A 15,879-nucleotide genomic window follows, 5' to 3' on the forward strand; every position below is an offset into this window, starting at 1 on the left:
ACAGGCACGATGGACCATGCGATGGAAGCCAGCACTGAACGTGTTCGCGACCGTCTTCGAAGGCCGCTGGCCCACCGCAGAGCAGTACTAACCATGAGGGCCGAAACACCGAATTTCGGATAGTCCCCTTGACCGAGGGGGTTGAGAATGTCGGGGGTCATGGATTCGGCTGGCAGGGGTGACGCAGGTCAGTGGTGGCTGTTGTGGTCGGGCGGAATGGTGACGGTCGGGGCGGGCAAGGGTGTGTCGCCGGCGGTGAGGGCGGGTCCGACGACGAAGGCAGAGAGCGCGAACATGACGCTGAAGGCGAGGACTCCCAGGGTGGGGGCCCAGCGGGTGTGGAAGCGCCGGTGCAGGCGTCGGAGCAGGGGAATGCTCAACACCAGCCCGACCACGTACAGCAGCAGGTTGCCTGCGGTACCGGTCAGCAGGGCGACGCCAGCGAGCAGTCCGATGTGGTGGACGAGGTGTGGGAGGAGACCGAGGGCCACCCCGATGGCTGCCTTGAAGCCAGACCCATGCCGCTGCGATCCGTCCCCGAGTGCCGGTGTCGTGGCTTTCGGGAGCGTCGTTGCCTGTTGGCTCGGTGTCGAGCTGCGCGGCAGTTGTCTCGGGCATGCCAGCGGGTCCCTTCGTGATATCCGGGGCGACTGGGCTTCTTAGCGCAGCGCGTGCCCTCCGCGGTTGAGTGTGGCTGTGTCAGGTGATGTTCTGGGTGCGCAGGCGTAGCGCGTTGGTGATGACGCTGACGCTGGACAAAGCCATAGCGGCAGCGGCGATGATCGGGGAGAGCAGCAGTCCGAGGACGGGGTAGAGGACTCCGGCTGCGATGGGGATCCCGAGGGTGTTGTAGATGAAGGCCAGGAACAGGTTCTGGCGGATGTTGGACATCGTCTTCTCGGACAGGCGTCGGGCGCGAACGATGCCGGTGAGGTCTCCCTTGAGGAGGGTGACGCCGGCGCTTTCCATGGCGACGTCGGTGCCTGAACCCATCGCGATGCCGACGTCGGCTGCGGCCAGTGCTGGGGCGTCGTTGATGCCGTCGCCGGCCATGGCGACAACGTGGCCTTCGGCGCGCAGCTTGGACACGATGTCGCTCTTGTGGTCGGGCAGTACTTCGGCTTCGACGCGGTCGATGCCGAGGGTCTTGGCGACGGCGTTGGCGGTGACGCGGTTGTCGCCGGTGAGCATGACGACGCCGATACCTTCCTTGCGCAGTGCCTCGAGGGCAGCCGGGGTGGTCTGCTTGACCGGGTCGGCAATGGCAAACAGCCCCGCGGGTCGGCCGTCGATGCCGATGTGGATGACGGTGGCCCCGTCCGCGCGAAGCTGGTCGGCGCGCTCGGCCAAGCCGGCGGTGTCAATGCCTTCGGAGGTGAGGAAGGCAGCGCTGCCGATGACGACTCGGTGGTCGTCGACGGTACCGAGAACCCCGCGACCGACGGGGGAGTCGAAGTCGGTGACGTCGGGGATGGGCAGGTTCTTCTCGCTGGCTGCGGTGACGATCGCTTGGGCGAGGGGGTGCTCGGAGGCGCGTTCGACGCCCGCCGCGATGCGGAGCAGGTCCTCCTCGCTGCGCCCGTCGGTGACGACGATGCTGGTCACAGTGGGCCGGCCCTCGGTGAGGGTACCGGTCTTGTCAACGACGAGGGTGTCCACCTTTTCCATCCGTTCGAGGGCCTCGGCGTTCTTGATCAGGACACCGAGGCCGGCGCCGCGCCCGACACCGACCATGATCGACATGGGGGTGGCCAGGCCCAGGGCGCAAGGGCAGGCGATGATGAGGACGGCGACGGCGACGATCAAGGCGTGGGCCAGCTTGGGGTCCGGCCCGACCAGCGCCCAGACGATGAACGCGACGACCGCGACCACGATCACGATCGGGACGAAGATGCCCGAGACCTTGTCGGCCATCCGCTGGATGGGGGCGCGGGAGCGTTGCGCGTCGGCGACCATGGCGACGATGCGGGCGAGCATGGTGTCGCGTCCGACTTTCTCGGCGACCATGACGAGCCCACCGCTGCCGTTTATGGTGCCGCCGATCACGGTGTCGCCGGCCTCCTTGGTCACGGGCATTGACTCACCCGTGACCAGGGACTCATCAACCGCAGACCGACCTTCCTGGACGGTGCCGTCGACGGGGACGGCCTCGCCGGGGCGGACCCGTAGCCGGTCCCCGAGCTGGACCTGGTCGAGGGGGACCTCTTCGTCGGTGCCGTCGTCGGTGATGCGGCGGGCGGTCTTGGGGCTCAGGTCCAGTAGGGCCTTGATGGCTCCGGAGGTCTGTTCGCGAGCCCGCAGCTCGAGGACCTGCCCGAGCAGGACCAGGGTGGTGATGACCGCTGCGGCCTCGAAGTAGACGTCGACGGTGCCATCCTCCCCACGGAATGAGCTGGGGAAGACGCCCGGCGCGAGGGTGGCGATCACGCTGAACAGCCAGGCGATGCCGGTGCCCATTGCGATGAGCGTGAACATGTTGAGGTTGCGGGTGCGCAGCGAGGCCCAGCCGCGGGTGAAGAAGGGCCACCCTGCCCACAGCACGACGGGTGTGCCGAGCGCGAACTGCAGCCAGACGGAGGTTGGGCCCGGGATCGTGTCGTGCAGCCATGGGATGAAGTGCCGGCCCATCTCCAGGATGACGATGGGGATGGTGAGTGCGGTGGCGATCCAGAACCGCCGGGTCATGTCGGCTAGTTCCGGGCTGGGCCCGCTGTCTGCGGTGAGCGTGACCGGCTCGAGCGCCATCCCACAGATCGGGCATGACCCTGGTGCGTCCCGGCGGATCTCCGGGTGCATGGGGCAGGTCCACTCGACCGCGTCGCCATGCCCGTTGGTGTCGGATGGCGGCGCGGGCCACGTATCCTCCGAGACCGTCTCCATGTACTTGGCGGGGTTCGCGGTGAACGCGGCTTGGCAGTGTGCTGAGCAGAAGTGGAACCGGCGGCCGTCGTGCTCGGCGCTCAACGCGGTGGTGGGGTCGATGGTCATGCCACACACGGGGTCGCGGACCAGCTGCTCGGCGGCGGCTGGATGGCCGACGTGCTGGTGGTGTTCGGTCATGGTCTCTCCAGCGTGGGGTGGGTGGGTCAGAGCAGGCCCTGCATGGTGGTGATCTCGGCCTTCTGAGCCGTGATGATCGCGTCGGCCAGTTTCTTGACGTCCGGGTCCTGGGTGGTGGCCAGGACCTGCTCGGCCATCGACACCGCTCCTCGGTGGTGGTCGATCATCATCGTGATCCACATCCGGTCGAAGTCCGCGCCCTGAGCGGCTTTGAGCTTGTTCATGTCGGCGGCGCTCATCATGCCGCTGCCGTGATCCATCCCGCCGCTGGCCGACGGCGAGGCTCCCCATGACGTCAGCCATCCGCGCATGGTGGCGATCTCGGGGTCCTGGGCCTTCTTGATGTCGGTGGCCAGCCCCTTGACCTTCCCTGAGGCGGTGGTCTTCGACAGGGCCATGTCGGCCATCTCGATCGCCTGCTGGTGGTGCGGGATCATCATCTGGACGAACATGACGTCCCCGGCCTTGGAGTCGGCGGAGGAGCCGGCGGTGGCGCTACTCGTCATGGGTGTCGCGCTGTGGTCCATGCCAGGCATGGAGCTGTCGGTGGTGTTCGAGCACGCAGTGAGCGTGGCGGCGGTCAGGACACCGGCGGCTGTGAGCAGCGCGGCGCGCGTGGTGAGGCTGGGCATCGGAGGTCTCCTCGGGGGGTTCGGGTGTCTGGTCGAGCCTTCGCCACACACGTCGCGGTCCGACAGTGGTGGGGCTGAGATTTGGTCAAGGTCACTTGGCCCAGCTGGCTAATGCCTCATGCCGCCGTTGTTGCCGTGGTTCATCCACAGCATCATCACGCCCATCATGGCCAGGCAGCCGAGGGCGTAGAGGAGCCCGCCGGCACCCAGTCCCCCGGTGACGATGAGAGCACCGACGAGGATGAGCATGGGTAGGCACATCAGCCACATCAGCCATCCGTGGGAATGACCCCCGGAGGGGGAGTGCTCCGGCGTCGGCTGATCCGTGGGGGCGGGGGGAGGCGGAGCGAACGGGGCGTAGCTCTGCGTGGGGTTCTGCGGCTGGGACTTCATTGGGTCTCTCCTTCCTAGGGTCCGGGCGTTGGTGCCTGACATCTCAGAGTCCTAGGTCACCGTGTTGGCGACATCGAGGTCGGGTGAAGGACGGGTCAAGATCCCTGGCGCCGTTACTGGACGAGGATCTGTGTGCTGGCGCCGGCGTCCATGGTGCGGATCACTGTGTCGCCGACGACGGCGATGATCTCGAGCTGCCCGTCCGGGCTGCGTTGGGCGTGCAGTGCCTCGGCTGCGCCGATGCTCTTGGGGTGCAGGGTCCAGGTACGTCCTGAGTCGGTGCTGGTGGCCAGGCGGCCGGTGGTGGTGACGATCACGGCGGTGGAGTCGTCGGCCCAGGCCGCCAGCACGGCGACCTCGGGCGGTGAGAGCGTGGTCCAAGTGGTGCCGTTGTCGGTGCTGGTAAATAGGCCTCTGCTGGTGGTGGCGAGCAGGGTGCCAGTCCGGGGAGCGGCTGCCAGGTCGCGTGGTGGCGCAGGGATGGTGTGCTGGGTCCAGGTGGTGTTGTCGGTGGTGGTGCGGAGTGCACCGTCGAAGCCGGTGACCGTGCCGGCACCAACGGTCAGGGCGTGGAAGTCGGACTGTCCACCGCGTGACGCGACCTGCCAGGTGGCGCCGCCGTCGGTGGAGGTGATGAGACCGACGGGTTGCGGCAGGTCGGTTTCGGTTCCGGGGTGTCCAGAGGCGTAGAAGGTGCCGTCGGAGGCGACGGCGAAGCTCATCAGGTCGATGACTGGCCCGGTCTGGCGCAGTTGCCCGTCGATCTGCCGGAACAGGCCCTCGTGGGTGGCCAGCAGCAAGTCTCCCGTCCTCGGGTGGCGGGCGACCGCATGGATATGGGTGATCGCGATCGGCGGCTGAGCTGTCGGCAGCCGGGTGGACGAACCCTGCTCCGCGGCGGGGGCGCTGGTCATCGTCGAGAATGTGGCACGTCCCGGTTGCGGGGTCACCGAACCGGCGCACGCTGAGAGCGTGGCCAGCGCCGCGACGATCCCGGCGGCGACGAGAGCATCTCGTTGCAGGCGCCTCATGCGGTGTAGTTGAGGGCGATCATCATGCCGGCCTCGGCGTGGTAGATGTTGTGGCAGTGGATCATCCAGTCCCCGACGTTGTCGGCGTCCAGGTCGATGGCGAACGACTGCATCGGCGCCATCAGCACCGTGTCCTTCCGCAGCCCCGACGGCAGGGCGAAGGTGTGACCGTGCAGGTGCAGCGGGTGGGTCATCATCGTCATGTTGGTGGCGTGGATCCGCAGCCGCTGCCCGGCCTTGACGGTCAGTGGGTCGTTGTCGCCGAACGTGGCGCCGTTGATGCCCCACTGGTAGGGCTTCATGGAGCCGTTCAGGGTGAGCTGGGCCTGGGCGTCCGGTTCGCGCTCGGGGAGTTTCGCGGATGGGGCCGGCTGGAGCTGGGAGCCGATCAGAATCTGTCCGGTGAGTTCGTTCGGGGTGATGTCCGCACCGGGAGGGGTCCCGCTCCCGGTGCGGACCAGGGCCATGGCCTGGCCGCCGCTGGTCTTGCCGAACGGCCTGGCCACGAAAGGGAAGGCCCCGTCCTTGAGGGTGACGACCGCGTCGTAGCGTTCACCCATGCCGATGTAGAGGGCGTCGACCTCGGCCGGCTCGACCGCGTGCCCGTCGGTGTGGGTGACGGTGAGCCGGTGCCCGCCGAGGGCGACCGTGAAGATGGTGTCGGAGGCGGCGCTGATGATCCGCAGCCGGACCCGTTGCCCGGGTTTGGCGGTCAGGACATCCGGGTCGTTCGGTGGTCGCCCGTTGATGAGGAACAGGGGGTAGGCGACGTCCCCGGCGTCACCCCAGGGGCCGGCTCCCATGCCGCCCATGGAGCCGTGGTCCATGCCACCCATGCCACCCATGCCCCCCATGGAGCCGGTGGCGGGGCCGCCGTCGGCGATGAGCTTCTTGAGGACCTCGTCCGGGGTGGTGCCGGTGCCGTCGACCCAGTCGTCCAGCACGAGAGTCCATTCGGTGTCGTAGTTGCCGGGCTCGTTGGGGTCCTCGATGACCATCGGGGCATACAGCCCCCGGTCGAGTTGAACTCCGACGTGAGGGTGGAAGAAGTACGTGCCGGGGTCGGGAGCGGTGAACTCGTACACGTACGTGGAGCCGGGCCGGATGGGGTCCTGGGTCTGTCCGGGCACGCCGTCGGCGGCGTTGCGCAGCCGGATGCCGTGCCAGTGGATCGTGGTGTCGGCCGGGAGCTGGTTGTCGAGGTTGATTCGCAGGAGATCACCTGCCTTGGCCCGCGCCAAGGGACCGGGCACGGTCTCGCCGTAGGCCCATGTCGATACCGACCGGCCACCCAGGTCCAAGGTCACCGGTTTGGCGGTGAGTGCCTTCTCGACGACCCTCTGCCCGGCCGATGGTGTGACCGGGGCCGGTGCCCCGATGGTGCGTGTGGGGGTGCCGGTGGTGCCGCGGGCGCCGGTGCAGGCCGTCAGGGTCGCGGTGGCTGCCACCCCGAGGCCGCCCAGGAGGAGGTTGCGGCGGGTCAGTGCGTGAGTGCTCATGGTGCCTTTCGTGCAGTGCGTTGGTGAGTCAGTGACCGTCGACGATCAGACGTCGCCGCTGCTCGTACTCCTCCGGGTTGACATCGCCGCTGGCCAGGCGCTCCTTGAGCAGGGTCAACGGGTCAGGACGCTGCGTAACGTCCCTCTTTTCCCGACCCGGGAGCAGTGCCCGCAGGGCCAGGACGATGACGACCCAGAACGCCAAGGTTCCGGTTCCCATCGCCAGCCACATCCACCACGTCATGCCGTAGCCGTTTCCCCACATCATCGGCGGGCTCCTTCCCGATCTGACCGGACGTGAGAGGTGCCCGGCACGATCCAGCGTCGGGTCCCGGTCTGAAGGCCCAACTGCCGCCAGGTTCAGGTTTGACGAAGATCCCCGTGGGGTCGTGCGCAGGCACCCGTGGACGCGGCACGCGCGTGGGAGAGACTGGCGGATGTGAGGACGACAGCATCAGATGCGCCAGCGACCGTGCTGGTGATCGAGGACGAGACCACCCTCGCCGGGATGGTCGCCGCCTACCTGTCCCGCGCCGGGTACCAGACCCTGGTCGCCCACACCGGTCCGGAGGGACTGGCGCTGGTCCGCGAGTCCGGACCGGAGGTCGTGATCCTCGACCTGGGGCTCCCCGGCCTGGACGGCATCGAGGTGTGTCGGCAGATCCGCACCTTCAGCGACTGCTACGTCATCGTCGTCACCGCCCGCAAGGACGAGGTCGACACCCTCATCGGGCTGTCGGTGGGGGCAGACGACTACGTCACCAAGCCCTTCAGCGTCCGTGAGCTCGTCGCGCGCGTCCAAGCCGTCCTGCGCCGCCCGCGGGCCGGCTCACCGGCACAGACCCAGAGTCAGCCCGCGTGGGTGTTCGGCGCGCTGCGGGTGGACTCGGCCGGTCAGCAGGTCCACCTGCACGGCGAACCGGTCGCCCTCACACCCACCGAACGTGACCTGTTGATGGTCCTGGCCGCGCGTCCGACCATGGCCTTCTCCCGTCGGCAGCTCATCGAGGAGGTCTGGGGGGGCGGCTGGGTCGGCGATGAGCACCTCGTCGACGTCCATATCGCCCACCTGCGCAAGAAGCTCGGGGACAGCCCGGACAGCGGCCAGTACATCGCGACGGTCCGGGGTGTCGGCTACCGGATGGGCCGAGGATGACCGCCAGACAAGCTCCGAGCCGGGCATGGCCACGAGGTCTGGCCGGTCGCCTTCTCGCAGGTCAGACGATCGTGCTGCTCGCCGGGGCCCTGACCGCCGGGCTGGTCGCCACCTTGGTGGGTCCCCCGATCTTCCACGATCACCTTCTTCAGTCCGGCCATCGAGAGAACTCGCCCGAGCTGGCCCACATCGAGATGGCCTACCGGGATGCCTCCCTCATCTCCGTGGGTGGCGCACTGCTGATCTCGCTACTGGCTGCGACCGCAGTCAGCTGGTTCCTCACCCGCCGCCTACGGGATCCGCTCAACCAGATCACTGGTGCTGCCCGAGAACTGTCCCGAGGTCACTACGGGACCCGGGTGCCGAGCATGGGGGCCGGCACCGAACTGGAGACCCTCGCCGACACGTTCAACGACATGGCCGCACGCCTGGAAGGGGTCGAGGACACCCGTCGGCGCATGCTGTCCGACCTGGCCCACGAGCTGCGGACACCGATCGCCACCCTCAGCGCCTACCACGAGGGACTGCACGACGGGGTGGCGCAACTTGGCCCCGAGTCCCGCACCGCACTGGCCGAGCAAACCGGCCGGCTGGCCCGCTTGGCCGACGACATCGACGAAGTCTCCACCGCAGAGGAGGGCCGCCTCGGACTCGACCGGCAAGACATCCCCTTGGCCACACTGCTGTGGGCCGCCCACGAGGGCATGCGAGACCACTACGCCGACAAGGGCGTCAACCTCGTGGTCGACACGGACGCCATCGCGGGTCTGCACGTCACCGTCGACCGCAACCGCATCGGACAGGTTCTCACCAACCTCCTGTCCAACGCGCTCCGGCACACCCCTGTCGGGGGGACCGTGACCATTGTCGGCGGCCGGGCCGATCGGGAGGCGACCATCACCGTCGCGGACAACGGGGAGGGCTTGACCACAGAACAGCTCGCTCACGCCTTTGAACGCTTCTACCGAGGCGACTCTGCTCGGACCCGGGACCGCACCGGCTCCGGTATCGGTCTCACCATCAGCAAAGCCATCGTCGACGCCCATGGCGGCAGCCTGACCGCGGACAGCCCCGGTCTCGGGCAGGGCGCGTCGTTCACGATCACGCTGGGCCTGGCATGACGCAGCGCCGGTCGAGTCCGTCCTGGCTCAGCCGACCGGTGCGGCGCACTTATCAGGGATGATCACGTTCGTGACTGACGCATACCTCAGCCCGCGGACACCACGGTGGTCGCCCACAACGGAGGGTGACATCGAATCGGCCTTGCGAGATGGGCTGCTCGAGGAAACGCACTTCCTCGATCTGAAGCGCGAGATCGCGCCAGGTCGAGCCGCCAACAAGGAGCTTGCTCGCGACCTCGCCCAGTTCGCTATCGACGGCGGCACGCTGCTTGTGGGCGTTGCGGAGGTCAAGGACTCCCTTCCCCAACTGGAACCCCAGCCGCTACACGGACTCAGCGAACGCGTGGAGCAGGTTGCTCGCTCACTGGTCGACCCGCCCCTCGCGGTCACAACAGCCCCGATTCAAGGCGGCAAGGACGCCGGCATGGGTTACCTCGTCGTGCAGGTTGCAGCTTCTGGGCAAGCCCCCCACATGGTCGAGGGCGTGTACTACGGCCGAGGCGACAAGACACGGACGCGGCTCTCGGACGAGGAGGTACGGCGCCTGCACGCAGGCAGAGCAGCAGACGTGGAGCCAGCGCGCCACGAACTGGCCAGATACGTCGAGCGGGACCCGATCCCGGCGGATCTTCGACGCCAAGCCCAACTGTTCGTCGTTGCGGTCCCGCTAACCCCCCAACCGGAGATGATGCTGTCGGGACTGCTGCACCGATAGGTGACAACCGATCTGTGGTGCCGTGAGGTGCCGCGGGAGAGGATGTGCACCATGCCGAAGCCCTACCCCGAGGAGTTCCGCGACGATGTCGTGCGGGTGGCCCGAGCCCGCGAGGACGGGGTCACCCTCAAGCAGGTCGCGAAGGACTTCGGGATCTCCGAGTCGTGTCTGACGAACTGGATGACCCAGGCCGATCGCGACGCCGGCGTGAAGTCCGGTCCGGGCCGTGAAGAGCTGGCCGAGCTGCGCGAGCTCAAGCGGCGCAACCGGTTGCTGGAGCAGGAGAACGAGGTGCTGCGGCGGGCGGCGGCGTACCTGTCGCAGGCGAACCTGCCGGGAAAATGATGTACCCGCTCGTCCGTGAGTTGGCCGTTGACGGGATCCCCGTGACGGTGACGTGCCGGGTGCTCAAGATCGCTCGCCAGCCGTACTACCGGTGGCTCCAGGCGCCGGTGACCGACGCTGACTGGGTTGCGGCGCACCGGGCGAACGCGCTGTTCGACGCTCACCGCGAGGACCCGGAGTTCGGGTACCGGTACCTGCACGAGGAAGCGGCCGACGCCGGGCAGGTGATGACCGAGCGGACCGCGTGGGCGATCTGCTCCCAGCAGGGCTGGTGGTCCGCGTTCGGCAAGAAGCGCGCCCGCAATGGCAAGAAGGCCGGACCGCCGGTCCACGACGACCGGTGCGCCGTCGTGGACAGGCACGGCGTGACCCGGCACGTCTTCACCGCGGACGGCCCGAACCAGTTGTGGCTGGCCGACATCACCGAACACTGGACCGCGGAAGGGAAGCTCTACCTCTGCGCGGTCAAGGACGTCTTCTCCAACCGGATCGTCGGCTACTCGATCGACTCGAGGATGAAGTCACGGCTGGCGGTCGCGGCCCTGAACAACGCCGTCGCCAGGCGGGGTGACGTGGCCGGCTGCGTGCTACACACCGATCGAGGATCCCAATTTCGCAGCCGGAAGCACGTCCACGCACTGGGCCGACACGCCATGATCGGATCGATGGGTCGAGTCGGCGCCTGCGGTGACAACGCGGCCATGGAGAGCTTCTTCTCCCTGCTTCAGAAGAACGTGCTCGATCGCCGCTCCTGGGCCACCCGGCAAGAGCTGCGAATCGCGATCGTCACCTGGATCGAGAGGACCTACCACCGCCGCCGCAGGCAAGACGCCCTCGGCCGATTGACCCCCATCGAGTACGAGACCATCATGACCACACCAGCCACTCAGGCTGCTTGACCCAACCTGTCACCTATCGGTGCAGCAGTCCCTTGAGCGTTGGGCGGCCACGACTCCGTCACGACCATGTGTGGAGGCAGCCGCGACGACTCGTTGACGATCTCACCGCCGCCGGTGTCAATGTCCAAGGCGCTGTCGACGTTCGCCAAGCGGCCGAGAGGAGGTCGGCGAAGCCCCACGGGGCGCGCTCCTCGATGGCCCTCCCATCGAGCCAGCTGAAGTCCCAACCGGTCACATCAGCCGCTGCGGCTTCGGCGACAAGCTCTTCATACGTACGCATGCCGGCGAACCTATGGGAATCGCGGTTTCCGATGCGACACCTTTAGCCCCACGCAGGCCAGGTGCGGAGGGTAGTCGGCGACAGCGGGGAGTCCTTGCCCAATGGCAGCGGGCAAGGCTATTTACCCCGTGCCTAGAGCTCGGAACCACGTCAGCCCGTCCAGGGCGCCCGCCAGATAGATGGAGACGTCCTGCCGGAGGCTCGTCGAGTCGTCGCCGGTCAGGAGGGCTAGTGCGGCACCGCGTCGTCCGCTGGCTGCTCTTGCCGCCGTGACCGTGTGGCAGACGCCCGGCGGCGACGAGCAGTCACCGACGGGCTCTATAACGTCTTGGCCGATCCTAATCGGGATCCATAACAGTACGTTTATGTTACATAGCCTTTGAGGTTGCGCAAGATTGGCTGCATCTCGACAACGAATGTCGAGATGCAGCCAAGACTGCACAATTCTGCCGGGCGAACGTTGCACGTTCCGGCGCCAGTGGGCCGGACTGCGCAAAGTAGAAAATCGTGCCGCGTGGGCATCGCTCAGGATTCGTTACGGCAGCTCTGGTGTGGCTCAACGAGCACGGATTCCAATACGCCCCCGGCCACCTCTGGTTCGATGCCCAAGGCCGAGACGTCCTCGAGTACGGCCCGAGGTCAACGACAAATCACCCGAGCCAAAGGGACGACGGTGCCCACACTGAATCGCCCCGGTACGGCGGTCTAGAGGTATGGGCGCGTGAGCAGCTCTAAGCCCGGATCCACCGATTGTGATGATCGCGCGATGCCTTCCTGGCATGGATTCCGTTGCTGCGCAGCGGCATTCGAGCGAGGCGCAGCGGGCAGGGTTCTTCACCTGCGGGGTGTTGGTCGGGACCCGTGGCGGCGATCGATGGTCCGAGCTGTTGATTACTGGGAGGACGCGTGTGGTCGAAGGCTGTCGATGATGCGGCGTGTGGCCGCCTGTTGGCGCTGTGTGTCGGGTCGTAGGCCAAGGGTTGCGTCAACGGGGTCGATGGAGGCGAGCATGACCATGAGTTCTTCGGCGGTGAGCGTGCTGTCGATCGCGCCGCGGTCGTGCAACCGCGCCGTCATTGCACTGAAGGCTTCCCTGGTTCGTGCCATGGCCGCGCCGACCGCGCCGTTGAACTCTTCTTCCAGGGCGTGGCTGATCCGGCAGGTGATCTGACGGATCTCGAGATAAGCCAGTGCGAACGTTCTGAACTGTCCCCATGCGTCGGCCGAGCCGTCTGCGACAAGCGTGGCCCGGGCACTGACGTCGTCGAGCAGATCCACGACGACTGCGGCCAAGAGGGTCTCTTTCCTGGGCGCTCGGCGGTAGAGCGTTCCGACGCCGACACCAGCTCGGGCTGCGATCTGGGCCGCTGACGGGTCGAGGTTTCCGGCGAGGACGAACGCATGTGTCGCCGCCAGCAGCGCATCAACGTTGCGTTCGGCGTCCGCCCGGGGTGGCTGATCACCCAAGAGCAGCGTTCGTGCCGCGGAGTCCTTCCTCATGAAGACAACACTATCAAAGTGGACGAGAACGTTCCGCTTAGGCTAGCGTCGTAATCGGAACTTACTCGTCCGCTTAGGAGTGGTTGTGGGATCTTCACCTCGTTCGTCATCTGTGCTGGTGCTGGCGGCGCTGGCCTCGGGGTTTGTGATGGCTTCGGTGGACGCCACCGTGGTCAACGTTGCCGCGGTCGACATTGGCAAGAGCTTGCACAGCTCGTTGACCGGCATCACGTGGATTGTCGACGTGTATGTGTTGACCTTCGCGTCGTTGCTGCTGCTGGGCGGGGCGCTGGCCACGGCGTACGGGAGTAGGCGTCTATATCTGGCAGGCATGGCCGTGTTTCTCCTGGCGTCTATCGGGTGTGCTCTGGCCCCGAACGAGGCAACCTTGATCGTGGCGCGGGCCGTCGAAGGTGCTGGAGCGGCGCTGTTCATGCCGAGCTCGCTGGCTCTGCTGGTCGGGATGTTCACCGAACCTGCCCAACGAGCGCGGATGCTCGGCCTGTGGTCGGCGATGGTTGCCACGTCCGCGGCCATCGGCCCGTCGCTCGGCGGGATCCTGGTCGGCGCATTCGGTTGGCGCAGCATCTTCCTGATCAACATTCCCGTCGTGATCGTCGGGATCGTTCTGACGACTCGCGTCATCCCTGCGACTCCTGGCACCGGACAGCGGGTCTCAACTGTCGGCAATGCCCTCTTCTTCGTCGCCGTCGCGTCCGGAGCATTCGTCTTGATCCAGGGGCACACCAGCGGATTTGGTGCACCCCAAATCCTGATAGCTGTCCTGCTATTGATCGTCGCGGCCGCAGTGCTGACCGGCCACCAACTGAGGGTGAGTGACCCGATCATGCCCTGGCGGCTATTCGGACGCCGCTCGTTCAGCGGCGTCAACGCCGTGGGGTTCCTCTACAGCGGAGCGCTCTACGGGTGCCTCTACCTCATGGGTCTGTTCTTTCAGACCGCCCGCCACGTCAGCGCGATCGAGGCCGGCCTAGAACTCCTGCCGATGACAGTGTGCTTTCCGCTGGGGAACTTGGCCTACACCCAGATCCACCACCGAGTCAGCAACTCCACCATCATGGCGGCCTGCCTCGGGATCGCGGGAATCGCAACCGTTCTCTTGTTGCCGGTAAACACGGCCACGCCCTATTGGTACCTAGCGGTCATCCTTGGCCTCGCCAACAGCGGTGCCGGGTTGGTAACCGCATCGATGACAGCGGCCACCGTACAAGCAGCCGGCGACGAACACGCGAATCATGCGGGTGCAGTACTCAACACAAACCGTCAGCTCGGGATCCTGGTCGGAGTCGCCATCATCGGCCTCGTCCTGCAAAGCACATCTGACTGGTACCACGGGCTACACCTCTCCCTCGGCTTCGTCGCGGCGGCGTACCTGCTCGCAGGGCTGATCGCCGCCGTGACAACCCGCCCCCACCGCGGCAATCCGACGACAGATGAGTCTGGTGCGCGGCTACCCGCTAAGTCGCTGCGCTGAGCAGGTCGCGTTCGATGGCCGTACGCCGCGATGATGCACGGCAATCAGCCGTCAACCACGTCGCATCGGCGGTCTTCGACGACCCGAATCTCATCGGGTCCGCGGGGGTGGTGCCGGTGCACCGTCTCGCCGAGTCCGCCGGGCTGGTCACTCTCGCCGAGCAGCACCTGACAGTGCCCACGGACAAGGGAGCCAATGCGGGACTGAAGGTTGCCTCATTGGTCACCGGGATGCTCGCTGGCGCGGACAGCATTGATGACATGGGCCTGCTGCGACACGGTGCGATGCCCAAAGTACTGACCCGCCCGTACGCGCCCTCCACACTCGGCTCGTTCCTGCGCTCCTTCGCCTTCGGACACGTGCGACAGCTCGACGCCGTCGCGTCCCGTTTCCTGACCACCCTCTCCAACTCCACGCCGGTCACCACGGGACTCGATGGCCCGGTGATGGTCGATATCGACGACACGATCATCGAGGTCCACGGGCACACCAAACAGGGCTCGGGCTACGGGTACTCCGGTGTCCGTGGCCTCAACGCGCTCATCGCGACCGTCACCACCAGCCAGGCGGCTCCGGTGATCCTGTCCCAACGCCTGCGCAAGGGAGCGTGCGGCTCGCCTCGTGGCGCGGCCAGGATCGTGGCCGACGCCCTGTCCACGCTCAGAACCATGCGTGGCCCGAACAGTCGCGGGCAGGTTCTGCTGCGCGCGGACTCCGCCTTCTACGGGTTCCCCACCGTCAGTGCCGCCCTACGAGCGGGCGCGGACGTGTCGGTCACCGTCCGCCTCGACCCCAAGGTCCGTGCCGCGATCAGCACGATCTCCGAAAAGGCATGGACCACCATCGAGTACACCGACGCCCTCTTCGACGAGACCACCGGTCAATGGATCTCACGTGCCGAAGTCGCTGAGATCGACTTTACCGCCTTCAGCTCCAAGAAACGCGGCCAACGAGTGCCAGGACGGCTGGTGGTCCGGCGTATCCCCGACCTCAGCACCAAGAGCGACGAGGGTCAGGGCACTCTGTTCGACTCGTGGCGGTTCCATGCGTTCTTCACCACCACCAACTCGGACGTGCTGGACACCGTCGCGGCCGACAAAGCTCACCGGCAGCACGCGATCATCGAGCAGGTCCACGCCGACCTCAAGGCGTCCGCGCTGGCGCATCTGCCCTCAGGCCGGTTCACCGCCAACGCCGCGTGGCTCGTGCTGGCCGTGATGGCGTTCAACCTCACCCGAGCGGCTGCAGCACTCAGCGGCAGCAGCGTCATAGCGAAGGCCACTACGACCAGCATCCGGCGCAAGCTGATCAACGTGCCCGCACGTATCGCATCCTCCGCACGACGCCTCACGCTCCACCTGCCCACCCGGTGGCCGTGGAAGGATGCCTGGACACGGCTGTTCAACAGCACCTGCGGACCGCCCGGGACGGTCACTCCCTGACCGAATCGCCGAAAAGGCCCGAACCAACGACCCGTGGAACACCCTGGCAGCGAGGCCGGGCAATCCAGCACGCTCACCAGCGACCCTGAACCTTGAAACTCGGATTCGCTACGGCGGCACGGCAAATCGGTGGATCGAGGCTAAGTAGTTGCCTGATGGGTCGAGAAGGTAGACACCGCGACCGTTGGGACTATCGCAGTTTCGGTGTTTCTGGTCCGTGACACGCCCACTGCTGTGGGCGGGATCGGAATAGGGACGCATGACACTGCAGGACATGAACGAAGAGCAGGTCGAGCCGACGCACGACACGG

Annotated in this window: 14 protein-coding genes; 6 read left to right on the plus strand and 8 right to left on the minus strand. The window is 66.7% G+C overall.

The genetic code is table 11. The annotated features are described in order from the left end of the window. Positions 1-188 precede the first annotated feature (188 nt). From AZH51_RS04315 to AZH51_RS04345, 7 genes are all read right to left on the minus strand, one after another. Positions 189-491: a hypothetical protein gene (locus tag AZH51_RS04315; RefSeq protein ID WP_291521711.1), complete on the minus strand. Its 303-nt coding sequence runs from the start codon at positions 489-491 to the stop codon at positions 189-191. A 208-nt stretch (positions 492-699) separates the two neighbouring features. Beyond that, positions 700-3,060 carry a heavy metal translocating P-type ATPase gene (locus AZH51_RS04320; protein WP_291521713.1) on the minus strand — a complete coding sequence of 787 codons (2,361 nt, stop codon included), beginning with the start codon at positions 3,058-3,060 and terminating at the stop codon, positions 700-702. Between the two features lie 26 nt (positions 3,061-3,086). Continuing rightward, a complete protein-coding gene (locus tag AZH51_RS04325) occupies positions 3,087-3,692 on the minus strand; it encodes a DUF305 domain-containing protein (RefSeq protein ID WP_291521715.1) in 606 nt (201 codons plus the stop codon). Positions 3,693-3,800: 108 nt separating this feature from the next. After that, positions 3,801-4,085 carry a hypothetical protein gene (locus tag AZH51_RS04330; protein WP_050347468.1) on the minus strand — a complete coding sequence of 95 codons (285 nt, stop codon included), beginning with the start codon at positions 4,083-4,085 and terminating at the stop codon, positions 3,801-3,803. 113 nt (positions 4,086-4,198) lie between these two features. Further along, complete coding sequence (locus tag AZH51_RS04335) at positions 4,199-5,116, minus strand: F510_1955 family glycosylhydrolase (protein ID WP_291521719.1); 918 nt, start codon at positions 5,114-5,116, stop codon at positions 4,199-4,201. Continuing rightward, on the minus strand, positions 5,113-6,615 hold the full coding sequence (locus AZH51_RS04340; protein WP_291521721.1) for a multicopper oxidase family protein: 1,503 nt from the start codon (positions 6,613-6,615) through the stop codon (positions 5,113-5,115). The genes AZH51_RS04335 and AZH51_RS04340 overlap by 4 nt, the downstream gene beginning before the upstream one ends. 28 nt (positions 6,616-6,643) lie before the next feature. Next, on the minus strand, positions 6,644-6,883 hold the full coding sequence (locus AZH51_RS04345; protein ID WP_050347465.1) for an SHOCT domain-containing protein: 240 nt from the start codon (positions 6,881-6,883) through the stop codon (positions 6,644-6,646). Between the two features lie 171 nt (positions 6,884-7,054). Between AZH51_RS04345 and AZH51_RS04350 the strand changes: the two genes are divergently transcribed. The 4 genes from AZH51_RS04350 to AZH51_RS04365 all read left to right on the plus strand — a co-directional run bounded on the left by AZH51_RS04350 (position 7,055) and on the right by AZH51_RS04365 (position 10,851). Next, positions 7,055-7,771: a response regulator transcription factor gene (locus AZH51_RS04350; protein ID WP_050347464.1), complete on the plus strand. Its 717-nt coding sequence runs from the start codon at positions 7,055-7,057 to the stop codon at positions 7,769-7,771. Next, positions 7,768-8,892, plus strand: coding sequence for an ATP-binding protein (locus AZH51_RS04355; protein ID WP_291521724.1), 1,125 nt, complete (start codon positions 7,768-7,770; stop codon positions 8,890-8,892). The genes AZH51_RS04350 and AZH51_RS04355 overlap by 4 nt, the downstream gene beginning before the upstream one ends. A 70-nt stretch (positions 8,893-8,962) precedes the next feature. Continuing rightward, positions 8,963-9,607, plus strand: coding sequence for a hypothetical protein (locus AZH51_RS04360; RefSeq protein WP_291521726.1), 645 nt, complete (start codon positions 8,963-8,965; stop codon positions 9,605-9,607). A 51-nt stretch (positions 9,608-9,658) separates the two neighbouring features. Next, a protein-coding gene (locus tag AZH51_RS04365; protein ID WP_291521728.1) for an IS3 family transposase occupies positions 9,659-10,851 on the plus strand; the annotation gives its coding sequence in 2 pieces (ribosomal slippage) (positions 9,659-9,943 and positions 9,946-10,851; 1,191 coding nt in all). A gap of 1,171 nt (positions 10,852-12,022) precedes the next feature. Here the strand turns inward: AZH51_RS04365 and AZH51_RS04370 are convergent. Further along, positions 12,023-12,631 (minus strand): TetR/AcrR family transcriptional regulator, encoded by a 609-nt coding sequence (locus tag AZH51_RS04370; RefSeq protein WP_291521729.1) that lies wholly within the window; start codon positions 12,629-12,631, stop codon positions 12,023-12,025. A gap of 85 nt (positions 12,632-12,716) precedes the next feature. Here AZH51_RS04370 and AZH51_RS04375 point away from each other — a divergent pair, with 85 nt between their 5' ends. Together AZH51_RS04375 and AZH51_RS04380 are read left to right on the plus strand one after the other, a co-directional pair. Continuing rightward, positions 12,717-14,126, plus strand: a complete 1,410-nt coding sequence (locus AZH51_RS04375; protein WP_291521731.1) for an MFS transporter — start codon at positions 12,717-12,719, stop codon at positions 14,124-14,126. Between the two features lie 14 nt (positions 14,127-14,140). Continuing rightward, a complete protein-coding gene (locus tag AZH51_RS04380) occupies positions 14,141-15,568 on the plus strand; it encodes an IS1380 family transposase (protein ID WP_291521733.1) in 1,428 nt (475 codons plus the stop codon). Positions 15,569-15,879 lie beyond the last annotated feature (311 nt).

Origin of the sequence: Branchiibius sp. NY16-3462-2, from assembly GCF_001594145.1 — a bacterium.
In the GTDB taxonomy this organism is placed as follows: Bacteria; Actinomycetota; Actinomycetes; order Actinomycetales; family Dermatophilaceae; genus Branchiibius.

Coding starts and splice junctions, on each gene's coding strand:
- AZH51_RS04355 (WP_291521724.1), top strand. CDS start 7,768: ATGACCGCCAGACAAGCTCCGAGCCGGGCATGGCCACGAGGTCTGGCC.
- AZH51_RS04325 (WP_291521715.1), bottom strand. CDS start 3,692: ATGCCCAGCCTCACCACGCGCGCCGCGCTGCTCACAGCCGCCGGTGTC.
- AZH51_RS04345 (WP_050347465.1), bottom strand. CDS start 6,883: ATGATGTGGGGAAACGGCTACGGCATGACGTGGTGGATGTGGCTGGCG.
- AZH51_RS04370 (WP_291521729.1), bottom strand. CDS start 12,631: ATGAGGAAGGACTCCGCGGCACGAACGCTGCTCTTGGGTGATCAGCCA.
- AZH51_RS04340 (WP_291521721.1), bottom strand. CDS start 6,615: ATGAGCACTCACGCACTGACCCGCCGCAACCTCCTCCTGGGCGGCCTC.
- AZH51_RS04330 (WP_050347468.1), bottom strand. CDS start 4,085: ATGAAGTCCCAGCCGCAGAACCCCACGCAGAGCTACGCCCCGTTCGCT.
- AZH51_RS04335 (WP_291521719.1), bottom strand. CDS start 5,116: ATGAGGCGCCTGCAACGAGATGCTCTCGTCGCCGCCGGGATCGTCGCG.
- AZH51_RS04320 (WP_291521713.1), bottom strand. CDS start 3,060: ATGACCGAACACCACCAGCACGTCGGCCATCCAGCCGCCGCCGAGCAG.
- AZH51_RS04380 (WP_291521733.1), top strand. CDS start 14,141: ATGGCCGTACGCCGCGATGATGCACGGCAATCAGCCGTCAACCACGTC.